The following is a 16,621-nucleotide window of genomic DNA, read 5'->3' on the forward strand; positions in this document are numbered from 1 at the left end:
ATCTTATTCTCCATGACTTACTAATAACTTAAACAAAGCACTTAGTAAGCAAATGGATAGAATTTCCAATAGTTTTTAATTTGCGTCCAGCGATGTGATAGACCTTCTGGCTCAAAAATTAAAAATCCGATAATAACCAAACCAATTGCCATTTCTTTAATGTAAGCTAAACCATCGATAACCATTGGAATATTGCCCCAATCAGTCATTTTCATAAAACCAACACCGCTTGATAATACTTCAGGTAAAAACACCATAAAGATAACGCCCATTAATGTGCCTTTAATAGACCCTAAGCCACCAATAATAATCATGCCTAAGAATTGAATAGACATCATAATGGTAAAACCTTCTGCAGATACATAACCTAAGTAATGCGCGTATAATGCACCGCCAATACCGGCATAGAATGAAGAAATACCAAAGGATAATAAACGGTATTTATTTAATTTAACGCCCATAATTTCAGCTGATAAATAATGGTCTCGTACCGCTATAAAAGCTCGCCCATCACGGCTGCGCATTAAATTACATCCCCAAATAAACATAAAAACTAAGGCAAACAGCGCGATATAATAAAAACTTTGGTCGGTATCAAAAACAAAACCAAATAATTTTACTGGCTCTGCCATAGAGCCTGATGCACCACCCGAGAACCACTCAGCACGAGCAAAGAAATCCTCAATAATAAATTGCGATGCTAATGTTGCTATTGCTAGGTATAAGCCTTTAATTCTTGCCGCCGGTGCACCAAACATCATGCCAACCGCCATGGTTAAAAAACCAGCTAAAGGAATACACAAAAACACAGGTATATTAAAACTTGTATTCAACCAAGCTGAGGCAAATGCGCCAAAGCCAAAGAAAGCCCCATGACCTAACGATATTTGTCCGGTGTATCCCACTAAAATATTTAACCCCAGTGCTGCAATGCCTAAATAGGATATTTGAATCAATAAGGTAATAAAGTATCCGTCAAGTAATACCGGTGCAAAGCACAACGCTATGATGGTAAATATAGTCACCCAACGGATGGTTTTCGTTTCAAAAATTGTATTGTCTTGTTTATAGCTGGTACGGAAATCTCCGCACGGACGCATAGTTAAGCTCGACATAAGTTACTCCTAATAATTATTCTTTTTGTTAATTAAGTCGCGTTATATACGCTCAATGTCTTTAGTACCGAACAACCCATAAGGCTTGAACCAAAGAATGATTAACAAGACATAAAATGGTGCTATGTCATACATATTGCCAATGTTTAAATATTGGCTATCAAAAAACTCGGCAACATTCTCTAACACACCGATAATTAAACCACCGACAATGGCACCGATAATGGAATCTAATCCGCCTAAAATAACCGCTGGAAAAACTTTAATTCCCATAATAGAAAGTGAATCTGAAACCCCATTTACCATGCCAATCACAATACCTGCCGTTGCTGAAACAGTTGCGGCAATTCCCCAACTCATCGCAAAAACGTGTTTAACAGATATACCTAAGCTTTGTGATACTTGTTGGTCAAAAGCAGTAGCGCGCATTGCTAGACCGTGTTTAGAATGTTTAAAGAATAAGTAGAAAGCTATCATGATAACTAAGGCAATAATGGTACTCATTAAGTACGCCATCTCAATATTTAATCCCATAATATTAATTGTTTGAGTATCAAATACTTGAGGGTAACTTTGTGGTGACACACCAAATATCCACTTCATTAGTGCTTGGAAAAATATTGATAAGCCAATCGTTACCATAATCACAGAGATAATAGGCTCGCCTATCATAGGTCTTAGCACTATCATTTGTAGTAACACCCCAAAAGCAGCCATAAAGCAAAGCGATAGTAAGAAACCAGCAAAAAATGGTAGCTCTAAGTAAATAAGTGATGCCCAACAAACCCAGGCACCAATCAACAGAAATTCACCTTGGGCAAAGTTTACAATTTGGGTTGATTTGTAAACCAAAACGAAACACATCCCAATGACGCCATATAACAAACCAACTATCAGTCCGTTTACTACTAATTGAATTAAGAGTTCAAAATTCATGATGCTTTCCTCTCTATTTGGCTAACATTATTTGCTGTAGTTGCACTACCATCATTTTCGATTAACGTAGATACCTTAAGCTGAGTTTTAATGCGTGAGCTCCCACCATCTTGGAAGGTAATCACAGTATCTATATCAACTTTTTCTTTGTTATCATAAATAGACGTAATAATGTCTCCATACTTGTCTGCAATAACACTACGGCGCACTTTACGGGTACGAGTTAATTCACCATCATCAGCGTCTAATTCTTTATAAAGTAAGATAAATTTATTAATTTTTTGAGCATCGGGTAACGTATCGTTAACTTTTTCTATTTCTTCGCTTAATTTCTCATACACTTCAGGTAAGGCTGACAAGCTAGTATAATTAGTAAAACTGTAGCCGTGCTGCTCAGCCCATTTTGATACGATTGAAAAACGGATACAGATAAGTGCGCTCAAATACGGCTTATCTTTACCGAGAATAACGGCCTCACCAATGAAAGATGAAAATTTCAATTTATTTTCAATGTATTGTGGAGAGTACTGCACACCGTTACTTGTTTTCGCCAGATCCTTAATACGATCGATAATCACCAAGTGACCTGATGGTTTAAAGTAACCGGCGTCTCCTGTATGCATCCAACCATCAATAACATCTTCGTCATATGCTTCTTGGTTATCTAAATAGCCGGTAAACATACCAACGGTTTTGGCGATAACTTCACCTACGCCTGCTTTATCGGTGTTAATCACTTTTACTTCGGCACTATCAAAAGCGATACCAACACTGTCATAATCAACATCATTTGCTTCATGCACGGTATAAGCACCACATAGTTCAGTTTGACCATAAAGTTGACGTAAAGGCACACCAATAGTTTGGAAGAACCTAAAAGTATCAGGTCCCATCGCGGCACCACCTGTTGCGGCAGATTTCAAAAAAGTAAAACCTAATCGATCTTTTAACGCATTCATTAATAATAAATCGGCGAGCCAAGAGCGTTTTCCTTGGTTCTGTGCTTTTTCAGCTAAGGCAAAGGCATAATCAAATAACTTTTGTTTTAATGGTGTTGAATCCATCATACGAGCTTTTACGTCAGCTAAAATGCCTTCCCAAACACGTGGCGCAAGTAATACAAAGCTTGGCCCTATTTCTCGTAAATCAGCCATTAAGGTTTCTTGCTCTTCAACAAAATTAACAATTTGTCTTGCTATTAATGCTTGGCCAACAGCATAGACTTGCTCCATAATCCAAGGTAAAGGAAGAACTGAAACGTAGTTATCACCAGCTTGGCGAGGATCTGCTCGCAAGTATGAACTACAGTGTTTTACAAAATTTCCGCCACCTAAAAAAGCTATTTTAGGCTTAGACGTTGTACCTGAAGTAGTACAATAAATAGCGGTTTCTTCTGCACGTGTAGAGTCAACATATAGGTCATATAACTCAGGAGAGGCTTTATCTATTGCTTGTCCTTGCTTATAAAGGTCTTCAATATTCACTAATCGTTTATCATCATATTTACGCATACCACGAGGGTCGCAATAAACAATAATTTTTACATCTTGAATGTCTTCGCCTAACTCAAGTAATTTGTCACACTGCTCTTCATCTTCCGCAATCACAACAGTCGCATTACTTTTATTAAGTAAATAAACCACTTCTTCATGTAATGAATCTTGGAAAATCCCAATAGAATAACAGCCCATTGCATGGGCACATATTTCACCCCAAACCCACTCTGGACGGTTATCACCTAATAAAGCAATTGCATCTTTAGGTTGAATACCTAATTCTCTTAATGATAGAGCAAGCCACTTAACGCGGTTTTGATAATCTAACCAAGTGAATTCATTCCATATACCAAACTCTTTTTCACGCATTGAAATATCATTTGGGTGTTTCAAGGCATTGTGACGAAGTATTTTAGGAAAGGTATCTAATTCACCCATATCAAAATCTTTATTCGCTGCTACTTCTGTTAAACTTGACATTAGCTAGCCTCCTTTTCTGCATAGACTGTTGCTTTCTCAATATCGTCATCTTCTATACCAAGATAAGCACGTTTCACATGTGGGTCAGCCATCACTTCATCAGGTAAACCAGAAATTAGTTTTTTACCAAAATCGAGCACCATCACCTGATGGGAAATATCCATAACCACTCCCATGTCATGTTCAATCATCACAACGGTAATACCAAACTCTTCGTTTAAATCGAGGATATAACGAGCCATGTCTTCTTTTTCTTCCAGGTTCATTCCCGCCATGGGCTCATCAAGTAAAATTAATTCTGGCTTTAAAGCTATTGCTCTTGCTAACTCGACGCGTTTACGTAAACCATAAGATAGCGTGCCGGCAACCGATTTTCTGATATGAGAAATTTCTAAAAAATCAATAACTTCTTCGACGTATCGTCTATGTGCTAACTCTTCTTTTTGTGCATTTGAAGCCCAATATAGTGGGCCTGTAAGCCAATTATTTTTTAATAGGTGGTGACGACCAACCATAATATTGTCTAATACCGACATGTGACCAAATAAAGCTAGGTTTTGAAAAGTACGCCCCATACCAAGGTCGGCCCTATCATTTGGCAACAACTTAGTGACATTTTGATCATTAAAAATGATATTGCCTGAATTAGGGCGATAACGGCCAGATATACAATTAAGCATGGACGTTTTACCAGCACCGTTTGGGCCGATTATCGAAAATACAGAGCCTCGGGGAACTTCAAAGCTAACATCAGTTAGCGCTTTCACACCACCAAATGCTAATGAAACTTGCTCTACTTTGAGTATTGACTCAGCCATACTCCCTCTCCTAAATAAATAAAAATAATAGATGCGTTTAAAAAAAGTGGGGGAATATCCCCCCACCAAAACGTAACAACAAAATGGGAACTGTTACGTCAACAACGCTTTACTTGAAAACTAAAGTACGTATTGCAGTGAAAGTTGTGCGTAATTAGAATCAGCGTCTTGCTCTTTCATGGTGAAGTTACCTACTTCAACACCAACGGCTAGTTGCTTGGTTAAATTTTGAAATAAATTCACACCCCATTGACGACGATCTGCACCTGAAGAGTCCGCATCAGCAGCACCATAAAGTACAGTACTTCTTAAAGTGTCAGTCCAATAATGACGATAAGCAACAAGATAAGAAGTAACATCTTCCACTTCTTCAATGACATTGCCATTCACATCTGTTTTAGTGAAAATATCGGGAGTAAAACCTGCACCAACATAACGACCTACTTCGCCTTGATGAAGTTGGAACCTAAGATCATCTTTACCGATTGTTTTAATGCGGCCAGCAATTGAAGCACCTATCGCTGTTTCGGTATTACCTAAATTAGTATTTAGCTGACGACCTAATGCAGAAAAAGAAATATTTCCCCAGTCACCTTTTAGGTTATAACGCGCAACAACATCGGGAATACTGTCATTAGCGGTATCGCCACCCCAGCTTTCAGGATTTTCAATTGATACTTGAAAATCTCCCATGGTATAGCGAACTTGACCTTGTCGAATGAAAACTAAACCTAAGGTAGCGCCAGCAAAATCGGCTGACTCAGGAATAGCACTAGTATTCATAAAAGTTGACCATGTTTGCCCAACTAATACATCTTTATACTTAATAAACGCATGACGAATACGAGGGTTAGCAGAATTAGAAACAATCTCATTACCCCCGCCTCCCCAAAAGTCCATTTCAATAAACCCCATAACATCATCATGGGTATATTTCATATTGAAGCGTGTTTCATTGGCAAAAAGATTAAACTGAGAAGCGCTTTCATCTAGCTTAGTACCTGATCCGGCCCAATATGGTCGGTATGCAACATCGCCATCAACATAGCGAGCATCCACTTTAATGTAGCCACCAAAAGATAGGCTATCTTCATCCGTCAACTTAATATCGTAAGCTGCATTAGCGACACCCGTAGCTAAAAGTAAACTTCCAGCAAGTAATAATTTTTTAGATTTATTTTTTGTAGACTTATTGCTAAACATTACTATTTCCCCTTTTTATATTTTTTATTTATAGTTTTACTTTTTGTATTTATTGTTTTGTTATTCTCTTTGTTCAAAAACATAATAGAACAGTAAACAAATGTAACAATCGGCAATAAGACTTAGCACCTAGCGCTTAGTCCTTTAGTATTAGGTGTTTAAATAACCAAAGTACTAGTACTTAAGTTATAGAAATATAGAAATATATTGTCAGTGAACTATGGTAAATTTAGTAAGAAGGTTTAGTTTTCTGGAATAAGTATGTTTGCAAATTGGTTATTGGTTAGCGTTAGCATTGGCTATATAAGTTTATTATTTCTGATTGCCCACTTAGGTGGTAAATACAGAAATAAACTAAAAACTAAACAACAAGCCATTATTTATGCCTTATCTTTAGGGGTTTATTGCACTTCATGGGGTTTTTTAGGTACAAGTGCACAAGCAGCTAATAATTCCTATACCTACATTTCAGTATATTTAGCTCCTATCTTATTATTTGTATTTGCTTGGCCTTTTATTCAGCGGATGATAAAAACAAGCTTACAACTTAAAATAACCTCTATAGCTGACTTACTTTCCGCACGTTTTGGTAAATCTCAAAGTTTGGCCGTTATTATTACCATAGTCGTTTTAATCGGAACTATGCCGTATATAGCCTTGCAACTAAAAGCGATTATTTATTCCTATCAAATTTTACAAGAAACCCAGCATTTACCTATTTGGAAAATAGGGTTAATTGTTAGCATTATTTTGGCCGTATTTACTATTATTTTTGGTATTCGTACAATTGATATAACAGAGCGTCACCCTGGCGTAATGATTGCCATTGCTTTTGAATCACTCGTAAAATTAATCGCTTTTCTTTTGGTAGGCTTGTTTGTGTGTTTTATTATTTATGACTCGCCAATGGATATTTGGGCGCTATCAAAAGATCAATTAAGTATTAAGCAACAATTTGATTTTTCTAACTTTGTTGGTATGTTCGGCATGCTAATTATTGTTATGTCTGCTTTTTTGTGTTTACCAAGACAATTTCAAGTTATGTTTGTTGAAATAAAAGAGCAGAAAACAAGTGCCATGGCGAGATGGCTTTTGCCTATTTACGTGCTTATTTTTGCTTTTTTCGCTGGCCCATTAGGGTTGGCCGGCCATTTGAATTATGGAGATTCATTGCCAGCGGATGCTTATGTGCTTTTTTTACCTGCTTTTCATGGCGAAGTATGGCTGTCTTTATTCTCCTTTTTGGGCGCTATTTCTGCCGCAAGCTCAATGGTAATTGTATCTACAATCGCGTTAAGTACTATGCTCAGTAATGAAATTGTGTTCCCGTTAATGTTTAAGTTTTCGCATAAACAACATCACAATTTTAATCATTTTCAATCGCAACTTTTATTTATTCGTAAAGCACTCGTCCTCTTTGTTATTTTCTTAAGTTATGGCCTTTTATTACTGTCGCCACCAGATACTCTATCATCACTAGGTGAAGTTGCTTTTGGCGCAATAGCTCAAGTGGGGCCTGCTTTATTTGTCGCATTTTATTGGCGTAAAGCAACACTTGCAGGTGTACTAACAGGAATAAGCAGCGGCTTTACTATTTGGGTGCTCTTTAATTTACTACCACAATTAGGTTTATACCAACACCCTTTTGTAAATAGTGACTTACCTAAAACGACTGTAGTCACCTTACTTGGGTTGCTTATCAACATTATTTCACTTTGGCTGATTTCTTTATTAACAAGACAGAGTATTCGAGAGCAAATGCAAAGTAAATTTTTCTATAAAAATAGACTACACACGCAGTGGAATTTGCCTACTCAGCCCAAAGTTGACATTGTTGAACTCGAGTTTTTAGTTGCCCGTTTTATTGGTCAAGAAAAAGCAAAACAATGCTTTAAGCAATTTCATCGTCCTTACCGTAACAAACACAGTAAACAATTTAATGAAACTATATTACTACACGCCGAAACAACGCTAGCTCGAGTATTAGGCTCAGCATCAGCAAAACTTGTGACTTCTTTTGCGATCAGTGGCCAAACCATGCCCTTCGATCAAGTCGCTAAGTTAGTTGAAGACAACTCTACCCAGCAACTAGAATTTAGCCGAACAGTGCTACAAAGCGCTATTGAAAATGTTAGTGAAGGAATATCCGTTATTGATAGCGAACTTAAATTAGTCGCATGGAATAAACAATACGTAGATATTTTCAATTACCCCAGTGACATTATTTATATCGGCTGCCCTATCGGTCAGTTAATTTATTTCAACCTAAGTCAACAAGACTATTTTATTAAAGATATTAATCAACAAGTTGAAAAACGTATCGAATTTATTAAAGCGGGTAGTCGTCACAACTCCGAGTATAAACTCAAAAATGGCAAAAACATTCATATTGAAGGAAACCCTATCCCAGGTGGTGGTTTTGTCATGATATTTTCTGATATCACTAAATATCGTCAAACAGAAAAAGTCCTCAAAGATGAAAACACAGACCTTGAATCAAGAGTACAATTTCGTACTGCAGAATTAGAGCAAGCAAATAAAGAACTTGCACAAGCTAACTTCGAATTAGCACAAGCAAAAGCTAAAGCCGTACAGGCGCATATTAAAAAAAGTCAATATTTAAAAGCATGTAGCCACGATTTACTACAACCCTTATCGGCTGCTAGACTATTTTCATCTTCAGTATCTTTAAACCCTAAAGTCAGTCATGACGTTCGCGAACAAATAAATAAAATAGATAACTCTTTAGAAATAGCGAATAGCTTATTGCTTGATCTCAATGAAATCTCTCGTATTGAAAGCGGTAATATTGATCCCAGCATTGAGTCAATTTCTGTAGAGAAACTGTTCATTATGCTAACCAGTGAATTTAATGCGCTAACAGATGAGTACCAAATAGAGTTTCACTGTAAAACAAGCAAACTGTTTGTTGCTAGTGACATAACCTTACTTTCAAGGATTATCCAAAACTTCTTAAGTAACGCTTTTCGTTATGCACACACAAATAAAAGCAACAAAAAAAATAAAGTGTTATTAGGCTGTCGTCGACAAGGAAATGAGCTTTCTATTCAAGTATTTGATAATGGTCCCGGTATCCCAATAGAAAAACAAAAACAAGTATTTGAACAGTTTACCCAATTAAAAAGCAGTCATTATATGGGACCTAAAGGGCTAGGGCTGGGTTTAAACATAGCACAAAGTTTAGCCAATATTTTGGATCATAAAATCAATCTCAGATCTCAAGCCGGACACGGTTGCTTATTTAGTATTAATGTTCCAATTATTCAATCTATGTTGAAAGATCAACAAGTACAACCTACTGCTAGTATGAATTTACAAGGTGTCGGCGTCTTATGTGTTGATAATGAACAAGCAATACTTGAGGGAATGTCAACATTGTTAAGGGCATGGCAATGCCAAGTATTTACCGCAATTAACGCTCAACAAGCCAAAGAAATTTATAGAAAACACGAAGATGAAATAGACATTTTTTTGGTTGATTATCAGCTAACCGAAGCTAAAAATGAAGATTTAAACCTAACGATGCATAAGCTAAGAAATGATGAGCGCAACAAAGAAAACAACGACCATCAAATTAACGGAATTGAATTAATTAAGCAGCTAAGGTCAACAAGTCAATATTCTTTACCAGCAGTACTAATAACAGCAACCACAGATGAAAACCTGATGGCACTTGCCAAACAAAATAATATTAGTTACTTACAAAAAATTATTAAACCGCTAGCTTTACGAGCGCTTATGAGCGCATTACTAACAAAAGAGCTCGCTAAGAACTATGCAAATAAGTAGTGCTAACAATCAATTTAGCACTAGATAGATATCAGAGCGTTCAGCTATTCGATAGAAGTTTGACCAAAAACGCTCTGACTTGATTGCACTTCATTCAAAAGGATTACTGCTTGAGTGCGGCTTCTAACACCTAATTTTAAAAATATAGTGCTTGCATGACTTTTGATTGTAGATTCAGATAATCCTAATTCATAAGCAATTTGTTTATTTAATAAACCATCAGCAAACATTAATAATATTTTATGTTGTTTTGGAGTTAACGACGCGACTTTCTCACTTGCAATATTTTTTTCGGTATCATGACCATTAAACTTACCATCAGGGGTCCACAACGTACCGCTTAGTACTTCTTTTATCGCAATAACCATTTCTGGCACAGGCGTAGATTTAGGAATAAAGCCTGCCGCACCATAGTTCATCGCTTTATAAATGGTCTCTTTATCTTCAAAACCAGAAATAATAACCACTCCTAGCTCAGGGTATGTACGCCTAATGGCAATTAAGCTGTCAAATCCTTTTGCACCTGGAATATCAAGATCAAGTAATAATAAATCAACATCATTTACACTTTGTAAATGCTGTTCAAGATCGGGAATAGTTTGTGCTTCAAAAATTTTTGCACCACTAAAATTTGACTTTAACGTAAGCGTCAACGCTTGGCGAAATAAAGGATGGTCATCCGCCAGTATTATCTTCATGTTACTAAACATAGTTATACTCATTGCTTAACCAATTATAATTATTAATTGGAAGGGTTAAGACTTATCAAATGAAAACTTTCAATGTATCAAACACCATAACAAAATCTATTAAATGCTGCTATAAAGAAATTTTATTTTTCTGATCTATTCGTGAATGAAACTAAATTATAAATTAATTACAAAAAAAGGTTGAATATTAAACAAAATAGACATACTGTATATAAACACAGTATGTCTATTTTTACTTAATATGCCTTAAGGGAATTAATAATGATTAACACTAACACCAATAATATCAATAAATTAAAAAATAGTTTTAATACAGCAACACCATTAAATATAAATTGGTTTCAACATACTAACGTCACAAACGACTTCGAGCTTTCAAGTCAATATGCCCATATCTGCCATCAACATAAGCAAGAAAAGAAATGGTTATTATTTATTAACCCAGAAGAAAACTCTATTGAGAAACTAGCGAAAACACATGGTGTAGATGTATCAAAAATACTTATGGTGAATTATAAAAGCTCTGTAACTAACCGAGCAAAAATAGTATTAGCACAAATTACCTCAGTATTAAGTAAAGGTAATTGCTCTGCTGTTATTTTATCGAATAGTTTATTTAACGCTGATGAAATTGCAGAACTCGAAATATCTGCAAAAAAAGGAAAAACACATTGTTTCTTAATGGAACAATGTAAATTACATTAAAACCTAGCCAACTAACTCTTTTTAAATTTATCCAATTAATACCAACATAAGTGCATTGTATTTAAAGATAATAGATACCTTTAGAAAAACCACTCAATTTTTGTTATAATCGCGCGCTAAGTTTCAGCATGCTGAATATTACCAAATAAATTGAGTTCTTCTATGATCAAAGCACAACAGCCATCCTTATTCGACTACCCAAAATATTGGGCCGAAATGTACGGTACAGCACCATTTTTTCCTATGTCGAGAAAAGAAATGGACGTATTGGGCTGGGATAGCTGCGATATTATTATTGTCACAGGTGATGCTTACGTAGACCACCCAAGTTTTGGCATGGCAGTTATTGGCAGAATGCTAGAATCGCAAGGGTTTCGTGTTGGTATTATTGCGCAACCTGATTGGCGCTCAAAAGATGCCTTTATGGAGCTTGGTAAACCAAATCTATTTTTTGGTGTTACCGCGGGTAATATGGATTCCATGATAAACCGCTATACCGCTGAACGTCGTATGCGTCATGATGATGCTTATACACCAAATGATGAAGGTGGCAAACGCCCCGACCGTGCAGTAACTGCTTATACTCAACGTTGTAAAGAAGCATTTAAAGGCGTTCCTGTTATTATTGGCGGCATAGAAGCAAGTTTACGCCGTATCGCTCATTATGATTATTGGTCTGATAAAGTTCGCCGCTCAGTATTATTTGACTCAAAAGCTGACTTACTCATATACGGTAATGCAGAGCGTCCTCTTATTGAGATAGCACACCGTATTGCTAAAGGTGAAGACGTTAAAAAAATCACGGATGTTCGTGGTAGTGCATTTTTAGCGAGCCAAGCCCTACCCGGTTGGAAAGGTATAGATTCACGTGATATTGACAGACCTGGTAAAATAGAACCTATAATCAATCCTTATGCTGAAATAACCTCAGAAAGTTGTAGCGACAATGAAGCCGCCACGGCTGAAGCAAATAGCGATTTAAAAGATATTACAAAAACTGCACAAGTAATCAATATTTCAGATTTTAATGAAAGTAAAACTAGTTATTCTCGCAATACTACATGGGAAAAAAAGGCTAAACCTTGGGAAAATACTTATATTAACTTGCCTACTTTTGAACAAGTTAAAGACAATAAAGTCCTTTATGCGCATGCATCTCGTATTTTTCATCAAGAAGTAAACCCAACATCGGCAAAACCTTTAGTTCAATCTCATGGCAGCCGAATTATTTGGTTGAACCCACCTGCCAAACCTCTTTCGCAAGATGAAATGGATGGTGTATTTGGTTTGCCTTATCAACGTGTACCACACCCAAGTTATGGTAATGCTAAAATCCCCGCTTACGACATGATTAAAACGTCTATCAACATTATGCGAGGCTGCTTTGGTGGTTGTACTTTTTGCTCTATTACCGAGCATGAAGGCCGTATTATTCAGTCTCGTTCTCATGAATCTATTATTGCTGAAATTGAAGATATAAAACTTAAAGTACCAGGTTTTACTGGCGTTATTTCTGATTTAGGTGGCCCTACTGCCAATATGTATCAGCTTAATTGTAAAAGTGAAAAAGCTGAAGCAACTTGTCGTAAACCTTCTTGTGTGTGGCCAACCATCTGTGGTCATTTAGATACAGATCACACGCCAACGATAGAGCTGTATCGAAAAGCGAGAAAAGTAAAAGGTATTAAAAAGGTACTTATAGCATCAGGTGTTCGTTACGATTTAGCCATTAAACATCCTGAATATGTGCAAGAATTAGCAACTCATCATGTTGGTGGTTATTTAAAAATAGCACCAGAGCATACCGAAACGGGTCCATTAGCTAATATGATGAAGCCTGGTATGGGTAGCTATGATAAATTTAAAGAAATGTTTGATCATTACTCTAAAGTCGCAGGTAAAAAGCAGTATTTAATTCCTTACTTTATTTCTGCACACCCAGGAACGACCGACAGAGACATGGTTAACTTAGCACTATGGCTAAAAAATAACGACTTTAAACTTGATCAAGTACAGAATTTTTACCCATCACCTTTAGCCAATGCAACAACGTTATATCACACCGAGATTAACTCTTTACGTAATGTAACTAGTAAAAATATCGCTAGAGATGACGGTACAGTTACTGTTCCTAAAGGCACAATTCAACGCCGATTACATAAAGCTATTTTACGTTACCACGATCAAAATAATTGGCCAGAAATACGTGCAGCATTAACAAAAATGGGGCTAAGTAAATTAATTGGCTCAGCACCAAGCTGCCTAGTGCCAAGAGAAACACGTAATGAGCAACGTAATCAAAATAATGATAGACGACAAGGTAAAAATAATGCACATGGCTTTAAAAGCAGCCCTGGACAAAATAGACCTAAACAAGGGCAAGGTAAAGGAAAAAGAACACCAGCACATAAAAAAGGGTTAACGCGATTTGCAGACAACCAATTTAATGACAGAAAAGGTAAAAGATAGCGAATACCATAAATACGCTAGCGTTAGTAACAATGTAAACTAACGCTGGCTAACACTTGAGTGTATTACTTCTTGTTTTCTTATCTATATTTAAGCGTTACTCAGAATCTGATGTTAAATAACCCGCCCAAATATCGGTATTAATAGACGACTTACTTTTTAAATTCTTTTTCGCTTTTTTCTTACCACTATTTTTACCCCTACCTTCTGGCGGCGCCATTGGCTTATTTGCAGAAAAAGACGGATCAATAAGTGTTTCATCAACTTCAAAACCAATAATTTCTTCTCGTTCAAGTATGATCTTATTCTTCTTTTCGATGATTTTAAAATGATGATAATCTTCATAATCAATCAAGGATAACGCTAATCCCACTTCGCCAGCACGGCCACTTCTACCAATGCGATGCATGTAATCTGATGGGCTTCTTGGTAAATCAAAATTAATAACAACGGGCAGTTTTTCAATATCTAAGCCTCTGGCTGCGATATCAGTTGCAATTAGCACGTCAATATCACCAGCTTTAAATCCATCGAGCACACGATTACGAGCGCCTTGTCCTTGATCGCCGTGAAATACTTCGGCGACAATGTCATGCTTGGAAAGTTTATAAGCAAGATGTTCACAACCCTTTTTAGAATTAACAAAAACCAGCACTTGTCGCCATTTATGCTGTTTTATTAGATGCGCAAGTGATACTGTTTTTTCGCCTTTATTCACGGTAAAAACACGTTGAACTAAAGTGCTAGCATCAGCATTTTGTACCTGTATCTCAACAGGATTGTTAAGTAATTGTGCCGTTAATACTTTAACTTGCTCTGGAAAGGTTGCAGAAAATAATAACGTTTGCTTTTGCGTTGGCATTAACGCTAATAACGCAGAAAGCTCTTCAGTAAAACCTAAGCTCAACATGCGATCGGCTTCATCTAACACCAAGGTTTTAACGCGATCAAGCTTAATAGCATTACTTGATATCAAATCGAGTAATCGCCCAGGCGTTGCTACTAAAATATCAGTACCACCGCGTAAGGCTAACATTTGAGTATTTGCCGACACACCACCAAATACTGCCACGGTTTTAATCGCACCATTAAGGTGTGCGGCATAAGATCGAATACTGTCAGCAACTTGCTTCGCTAATTCACGCGTAGGTACTAAAATTAGCCCACTAACAAAATTGCCCTCCTTGCCCATGCTTTTTTTATTTTGTGCTTTTTTATTAAAAAGTTGTTGCAACAAAGGAAGCGCAAACGTCGCTGTTTTACCCGAGCCCGTATTTGCGCCAGCAATGAGATCACGCCCAGCTAGCACATTAGGAATAGCCTGTCCTTGAATAGGCGTTGGTTGTTGATATTCCAGCTCGGCTAAGCGCGCGACTAAAGGCGAAATAAGGTTAAGCTGCGTAAAGCTAGCAGGTGTAACAACTTCGGTATTGTTAGTATTCATGAATATAAGAGGCTCAAAACAAAGATAATGACTACATTTTAACGTATTTATACGGTATTAAGTTAGTAGAATCTATTTAACCTTGTAGTAAGTGTATTAAACATTGAAGTGAGACAATGAATTTGCCTTGTTTTTCAGGTAATTCATTTACTTTACAATTAATTATTCAATATATGATTTCCATTGTAAATATAGCACTTCACGAAGAGGTAACTAAGAAGAGCTGCTCGCTATTTTCTGTTGGTTGAGTAATGCGTTAACTTGTTTTCATCAACAGTTTTTGTTTTTCTAAATTAAATTCTTCTTCTGTTATAGCGCCAGAATCATACAACTTTTTTAATTTATTTAACTCATCATATTTAGAAATAACACCAGCAGTTCTTTCTGGATACAAAGCAGTTCCAGCAACATAGGATTTATAAGCAAAATACCAAAATAGTGGCAGCGTAATGAGCCATAAAGGTGTAATTAAACCTAACAAAATAAATATAATAGTTCTAAATTTAAATGTATTAGTAACTTCAGGGCTTTTTACTAATTTTTCTTGCTCTTGTTTACGATTGAAATCTTTTCTAATTGATTCTTTGCTGCAGGCGGAGCAAAGCTTTAAATGAGTTCCATCCCAATCTGTAAATGTTTTCTCTCCACAGTTTATACAGTCCATTGTTACCTCTTGTCAGTTACCACCGTATTAAGCGGGTTAAAATTATTGGCTAAAATGTATAGCTAACAATTTTAGATCCATATAAATATCTTATGTCGATAATACCACTAAGACTTAGGTTAAGCTTTAATTTTGAAAGGTTCAGACTTATTAATAATCAGGTATAAGTAGACTGAAATTTTTAGTGTTATAGCACCTTAGAATAAAGTACAGACGTAACGTCCGCTCCTTTAGTTTTATCGTTGTAGTTTTTAATGAAAGACATGCCCAACTTTTCCATTATCCTAATTGATGCGATGTTGCTCGCATCTGCCGTGGCACTAATAATTTTAATGTTTTTTTGTTCAGTGATTTTATCAGCAACGGCTTTGGCAGCTTCTGTGGCATAACCCTGCCCCCAATTTTCTTGTTTAAAACGCCAGCCTATTTCTATGTTATTAACATCAGGGAACTCACTCGATATATTTAGTGGCTTTACCAGTATGTAACCAATAAAAACATCATTGCCTTTTACACTAACCTTCCAAAGCCCCCAATAATTTTTTTCATAGAGCTGTTGGCTTCCATCCTCATCCATTAACTCGATGTTTAATCTATTTGTATTTATTTCAAATTTTTTCATTAATTTTCAGCCAAAATTACAGCAATTGCGATACATGATAAAATAAAGCCTTTCACAATACCGGAAATTGATTAACTAAACAAAACTATGGGACACCCAAAAACTTTTAGTCAAATAATAAGAAGCCAAAGTATCACCAATTGCCTTAC

12 protein-coding genes are annotated in these 16,621 nt (G+C 36.3%); 3 read left to right on the forward strand and 9 right to left on the reverse strand.

Going from position 1 to position 16,621, the window contains the following annotated elements:
- Positions 1-41 precede the first annotated feature (41 nt).
- The 5 genes from KO509_RS17740 to KO509_RS17760 all read right to left on the reverse strand — a co-directional run bounded on the left by KO509_RS17740 (position 42) and on the right by KO509_RS17760 (position 6,048).
- Positions 42-1,115 carry a branched-chain amino acid ABC transporter permease gene (locus KO509_RS17740; protein WP_215974593.1) on the reverse strand — a complete coding sequence of 358 codons (1,074 nt, stop codon included), beginning with the start codon at positions 1,113-1,115 and terminating at the stop codon, positions 42-44.
- Between the two features lie 42 nt (positions 1,116-1,157).
- Entirely contained in the window at positions 1,158-2,051 is an 894-nt protein-coding gene (locus KO509_RS17745) for a branched-chain amino acid ABC transporter permease (protein WP_215974594.1), read from the reverse strand.
- Positions 2,048-4,027, reverse strand: a complete 1,980-nt coding sequence (locus KO509_RS17750) for a long-chain fatty acid--CoA ligase (RefSeq protein WP_215974595.1) — start codon at positions 4,025-4,027, stop codon at positions 2,048-2,050. The genes KO509_RS17745 and KO509_RS17750 overlap by 4 nt, the downstream gene beginning before the upstream one ends.
- On the reverse strand, positions 4,027-4,845 hold the full coding sequence (locus tag KO509_RS17755; RefSeq protein ID WP_215974596.1) for an ABC transporter ATP-binding protein: 819 nt from the start codon (positions 4,843-4,845) through the stop codon (positions 4,027-4,029). Before KO509_RS17755 ends, KO509_RS17750 begins: the two co-directional genes overlap by 1 nt.
- Before the next feature lie 120 nt (positions 4,846-4,965).
- A complete protein-coding gene (locus KO509_RS17760) occupies positions 4,966-6,048 on the reverse strand; it encodes a DcaP family trimeric outer membrane transporter (RefSeq protein ID WP_215974597.1) in 1,083 nt (360 codons plus the stop codon).
- Between the two features lie 261 nt (positions 6,049-6,309).
- Here KO509_RS17760 and KO509_RS17765 point away from each other — a divergent pair, with 261 nt between their 5' ends.
- On the forward strand, positions 6,310-9,858 hold the full coding sequence (locus tag KO509_RS17765; RefSeq protein WP_215974598.1) for a PAS-domain containing protein: 3,549 nt from the start codon (positions 6,310-6,312) through the stop codon (positions 9,856-9,858).
- Between the two features lie 44 nt (positions 9,859-9,902).
- On the opposite strand, the gene KO509_RS17770 is transcribed toward KO509_RS17765, so the two are convergent.
- Complete coding sequence (locus KO509_RS17770) at positions 9,903-10,568, reverse strand: response regulator transcription factor (protein WP_215974631.1); 666 nt, start codon at positions 10,566-10,568, stop codon at positions 9,903-9,905.
- A 261-nt stretch (positions 10,569-10,829) separates the two neighbouring features.
- Between KO509_RS17770 and KO509_RS17775 the strand changes: the two genes are divergently transcribed.
- Complete coding sequence (locus KO509_RS17775; protein WP_215974599.1) at positions 10,830-11,273, forward strand: hypothetical protein; 444 nt, start codon at positions 10,830-10,832, stop codon at positions 11,271-11,273.
- Positions 11,274-11,435: 162 nt separating this feature from the next.
- Positions 11,436-13,742, forward strand: coding sequence for a YgiQ family radical SAM protein (locus tag KO509_RS17780; protein WP_215974600.1), 2,307 nt, complete (start codon positions 11,436-11,438; stop codon positions 13,740-13,742).
- Between the two features lie 97 nt (positions 13,743-13,839).
- Here KO509_RS17780 and KO509_RS17785 read toward each other — a convergent pair whose 3' ends face one another.
- From KO509_RS17785 to KO509_RS17795, 3 genes are all read right to left on the reverse strand, one after another.
- On the reverse strand, positions 13,840-15,186 hold the full coding sequence (locus tag KO509_RS17785) for a DEAD/DEAH box helicase (RefSeq protein WP_215974601.1): 1,347 nt from the start codon (positions 15,184-15,186) through the stop codon (positions 13,840-13,842).
- Between the two features lie 256 nt (positions 15,187-15,442).
- Positions 15,443-15,850, reverse strand: coding sequence for an SHOCT domain-containing protein (locus KO509_RS17790; RefSeq protein WP_215974602.1), 408 nt, complete (start codon positions 15,848-15,850; stop codon positions 15,443-15,445).
- Positions 15,851-16,037: 187 nt separating this feature from the next.
- Positions 16,038-16,472 carry a GNAT family N-acetyltransferase gene (locus KO509_RS17795; protein ID WP_215974603.1) on the reverse strand — a complete coding sequence of 145 codons (435 nt, stop codon included), beginning with the start codon at positions 16,470-16,472 and terminating at the stop codon, positions 16,038-16,040.
- Positions 16,473-16,621 lie beyond the last annotated feature (149 nt).

This window comes from Colwellia sp. C2M11 (assembly GCF_018860915.1).
Classification (GTDB): domain Bacteria; phylum Pseudomonadota; class Gammaproteobacteria; order Enterobacterales; family Alteromonadaceae; genus Colwellia.

Coding starts and splice junctions, on each gene's coding strand:
- KO509_RS17740 (WP_215974593.1), bottom strand. CDS start 1,115: ATGTCGAGCTTAACTATGCGTCCGTGCGGAGATTTCCGTACCAGCTAT.
- KO509_RS17745 (WP_215974594.1), bottom strand. CDS start 2,051: ATGAATTTTGAACTCTTAATTCAATTAGTAGTAAACGGACTGATAGTT.
- KO509_RS17750 (WP_215974595.1), bottom strand. CDS start 4,027: ATGTCAAGTTTAACAGAAGTAGCAGCGAATAAAGATTTTGATATGGGT.
- KO509_RS17755 (WP_215974596.1), bottom strand. CDS start 4,845: ATGGCTGAGTCAATACTCAAAGTAGAGCAAGTTTCATTAGCATTTGGT.
- KO509_RS17760 (WP_215974597.1), bottom strand. CDS start 6,048: ATGTTTAGCAATAAGTCTACAAAAAATAAATCTAAAAAATTATTACTT.
- KO509_RS17765 (WP_215974598.1), top strand. CDS start 6,310: ATGTTTGCAAATTGGTTATTGGTTAGCGTTAGCATTGGCTATATAAGT.
- KO509_RS17770 (WP_215974631.1), bottom strand. CDS start 10,568: ATGTTTAGTAACATGAAGATAATACTGGCGGATGACCATCCTTTATTT.
- KO509_RS17775 (WP_215974599.1), top strand. CDS start 10,830: ATGATTAACACTAACACCAATAATATCAATAAATTAAAAAATAGTTTT.
- KO509_RS17780 (WP_215974600.1), top strand. CDS start 11,436: ATGATCAAAGCACAACAGCCATCCTTATTCGACTACCCAAAATATTGG.
- KO509_RS17785 (WP_215974601.1), bottom strand. CDS start 15,186: ATGAATACTAACAATACCGAAGTTGTTACACCTGCTAGCTTTACGCAG.
- KO509_RS17790 (WP_215974602.1), bottom strand. CDS start 15,850: ATGGACTGTATAAACTGTGGAGAGAAAACATTTACAGATTGGGATGGA.
- KO509_RS17795 (WP_215974603.1), bottom strand. CDS start 16,472: ATGAAAAAATTTGAAATAAATACAAATAGATTAAACATCGAGTTAATG.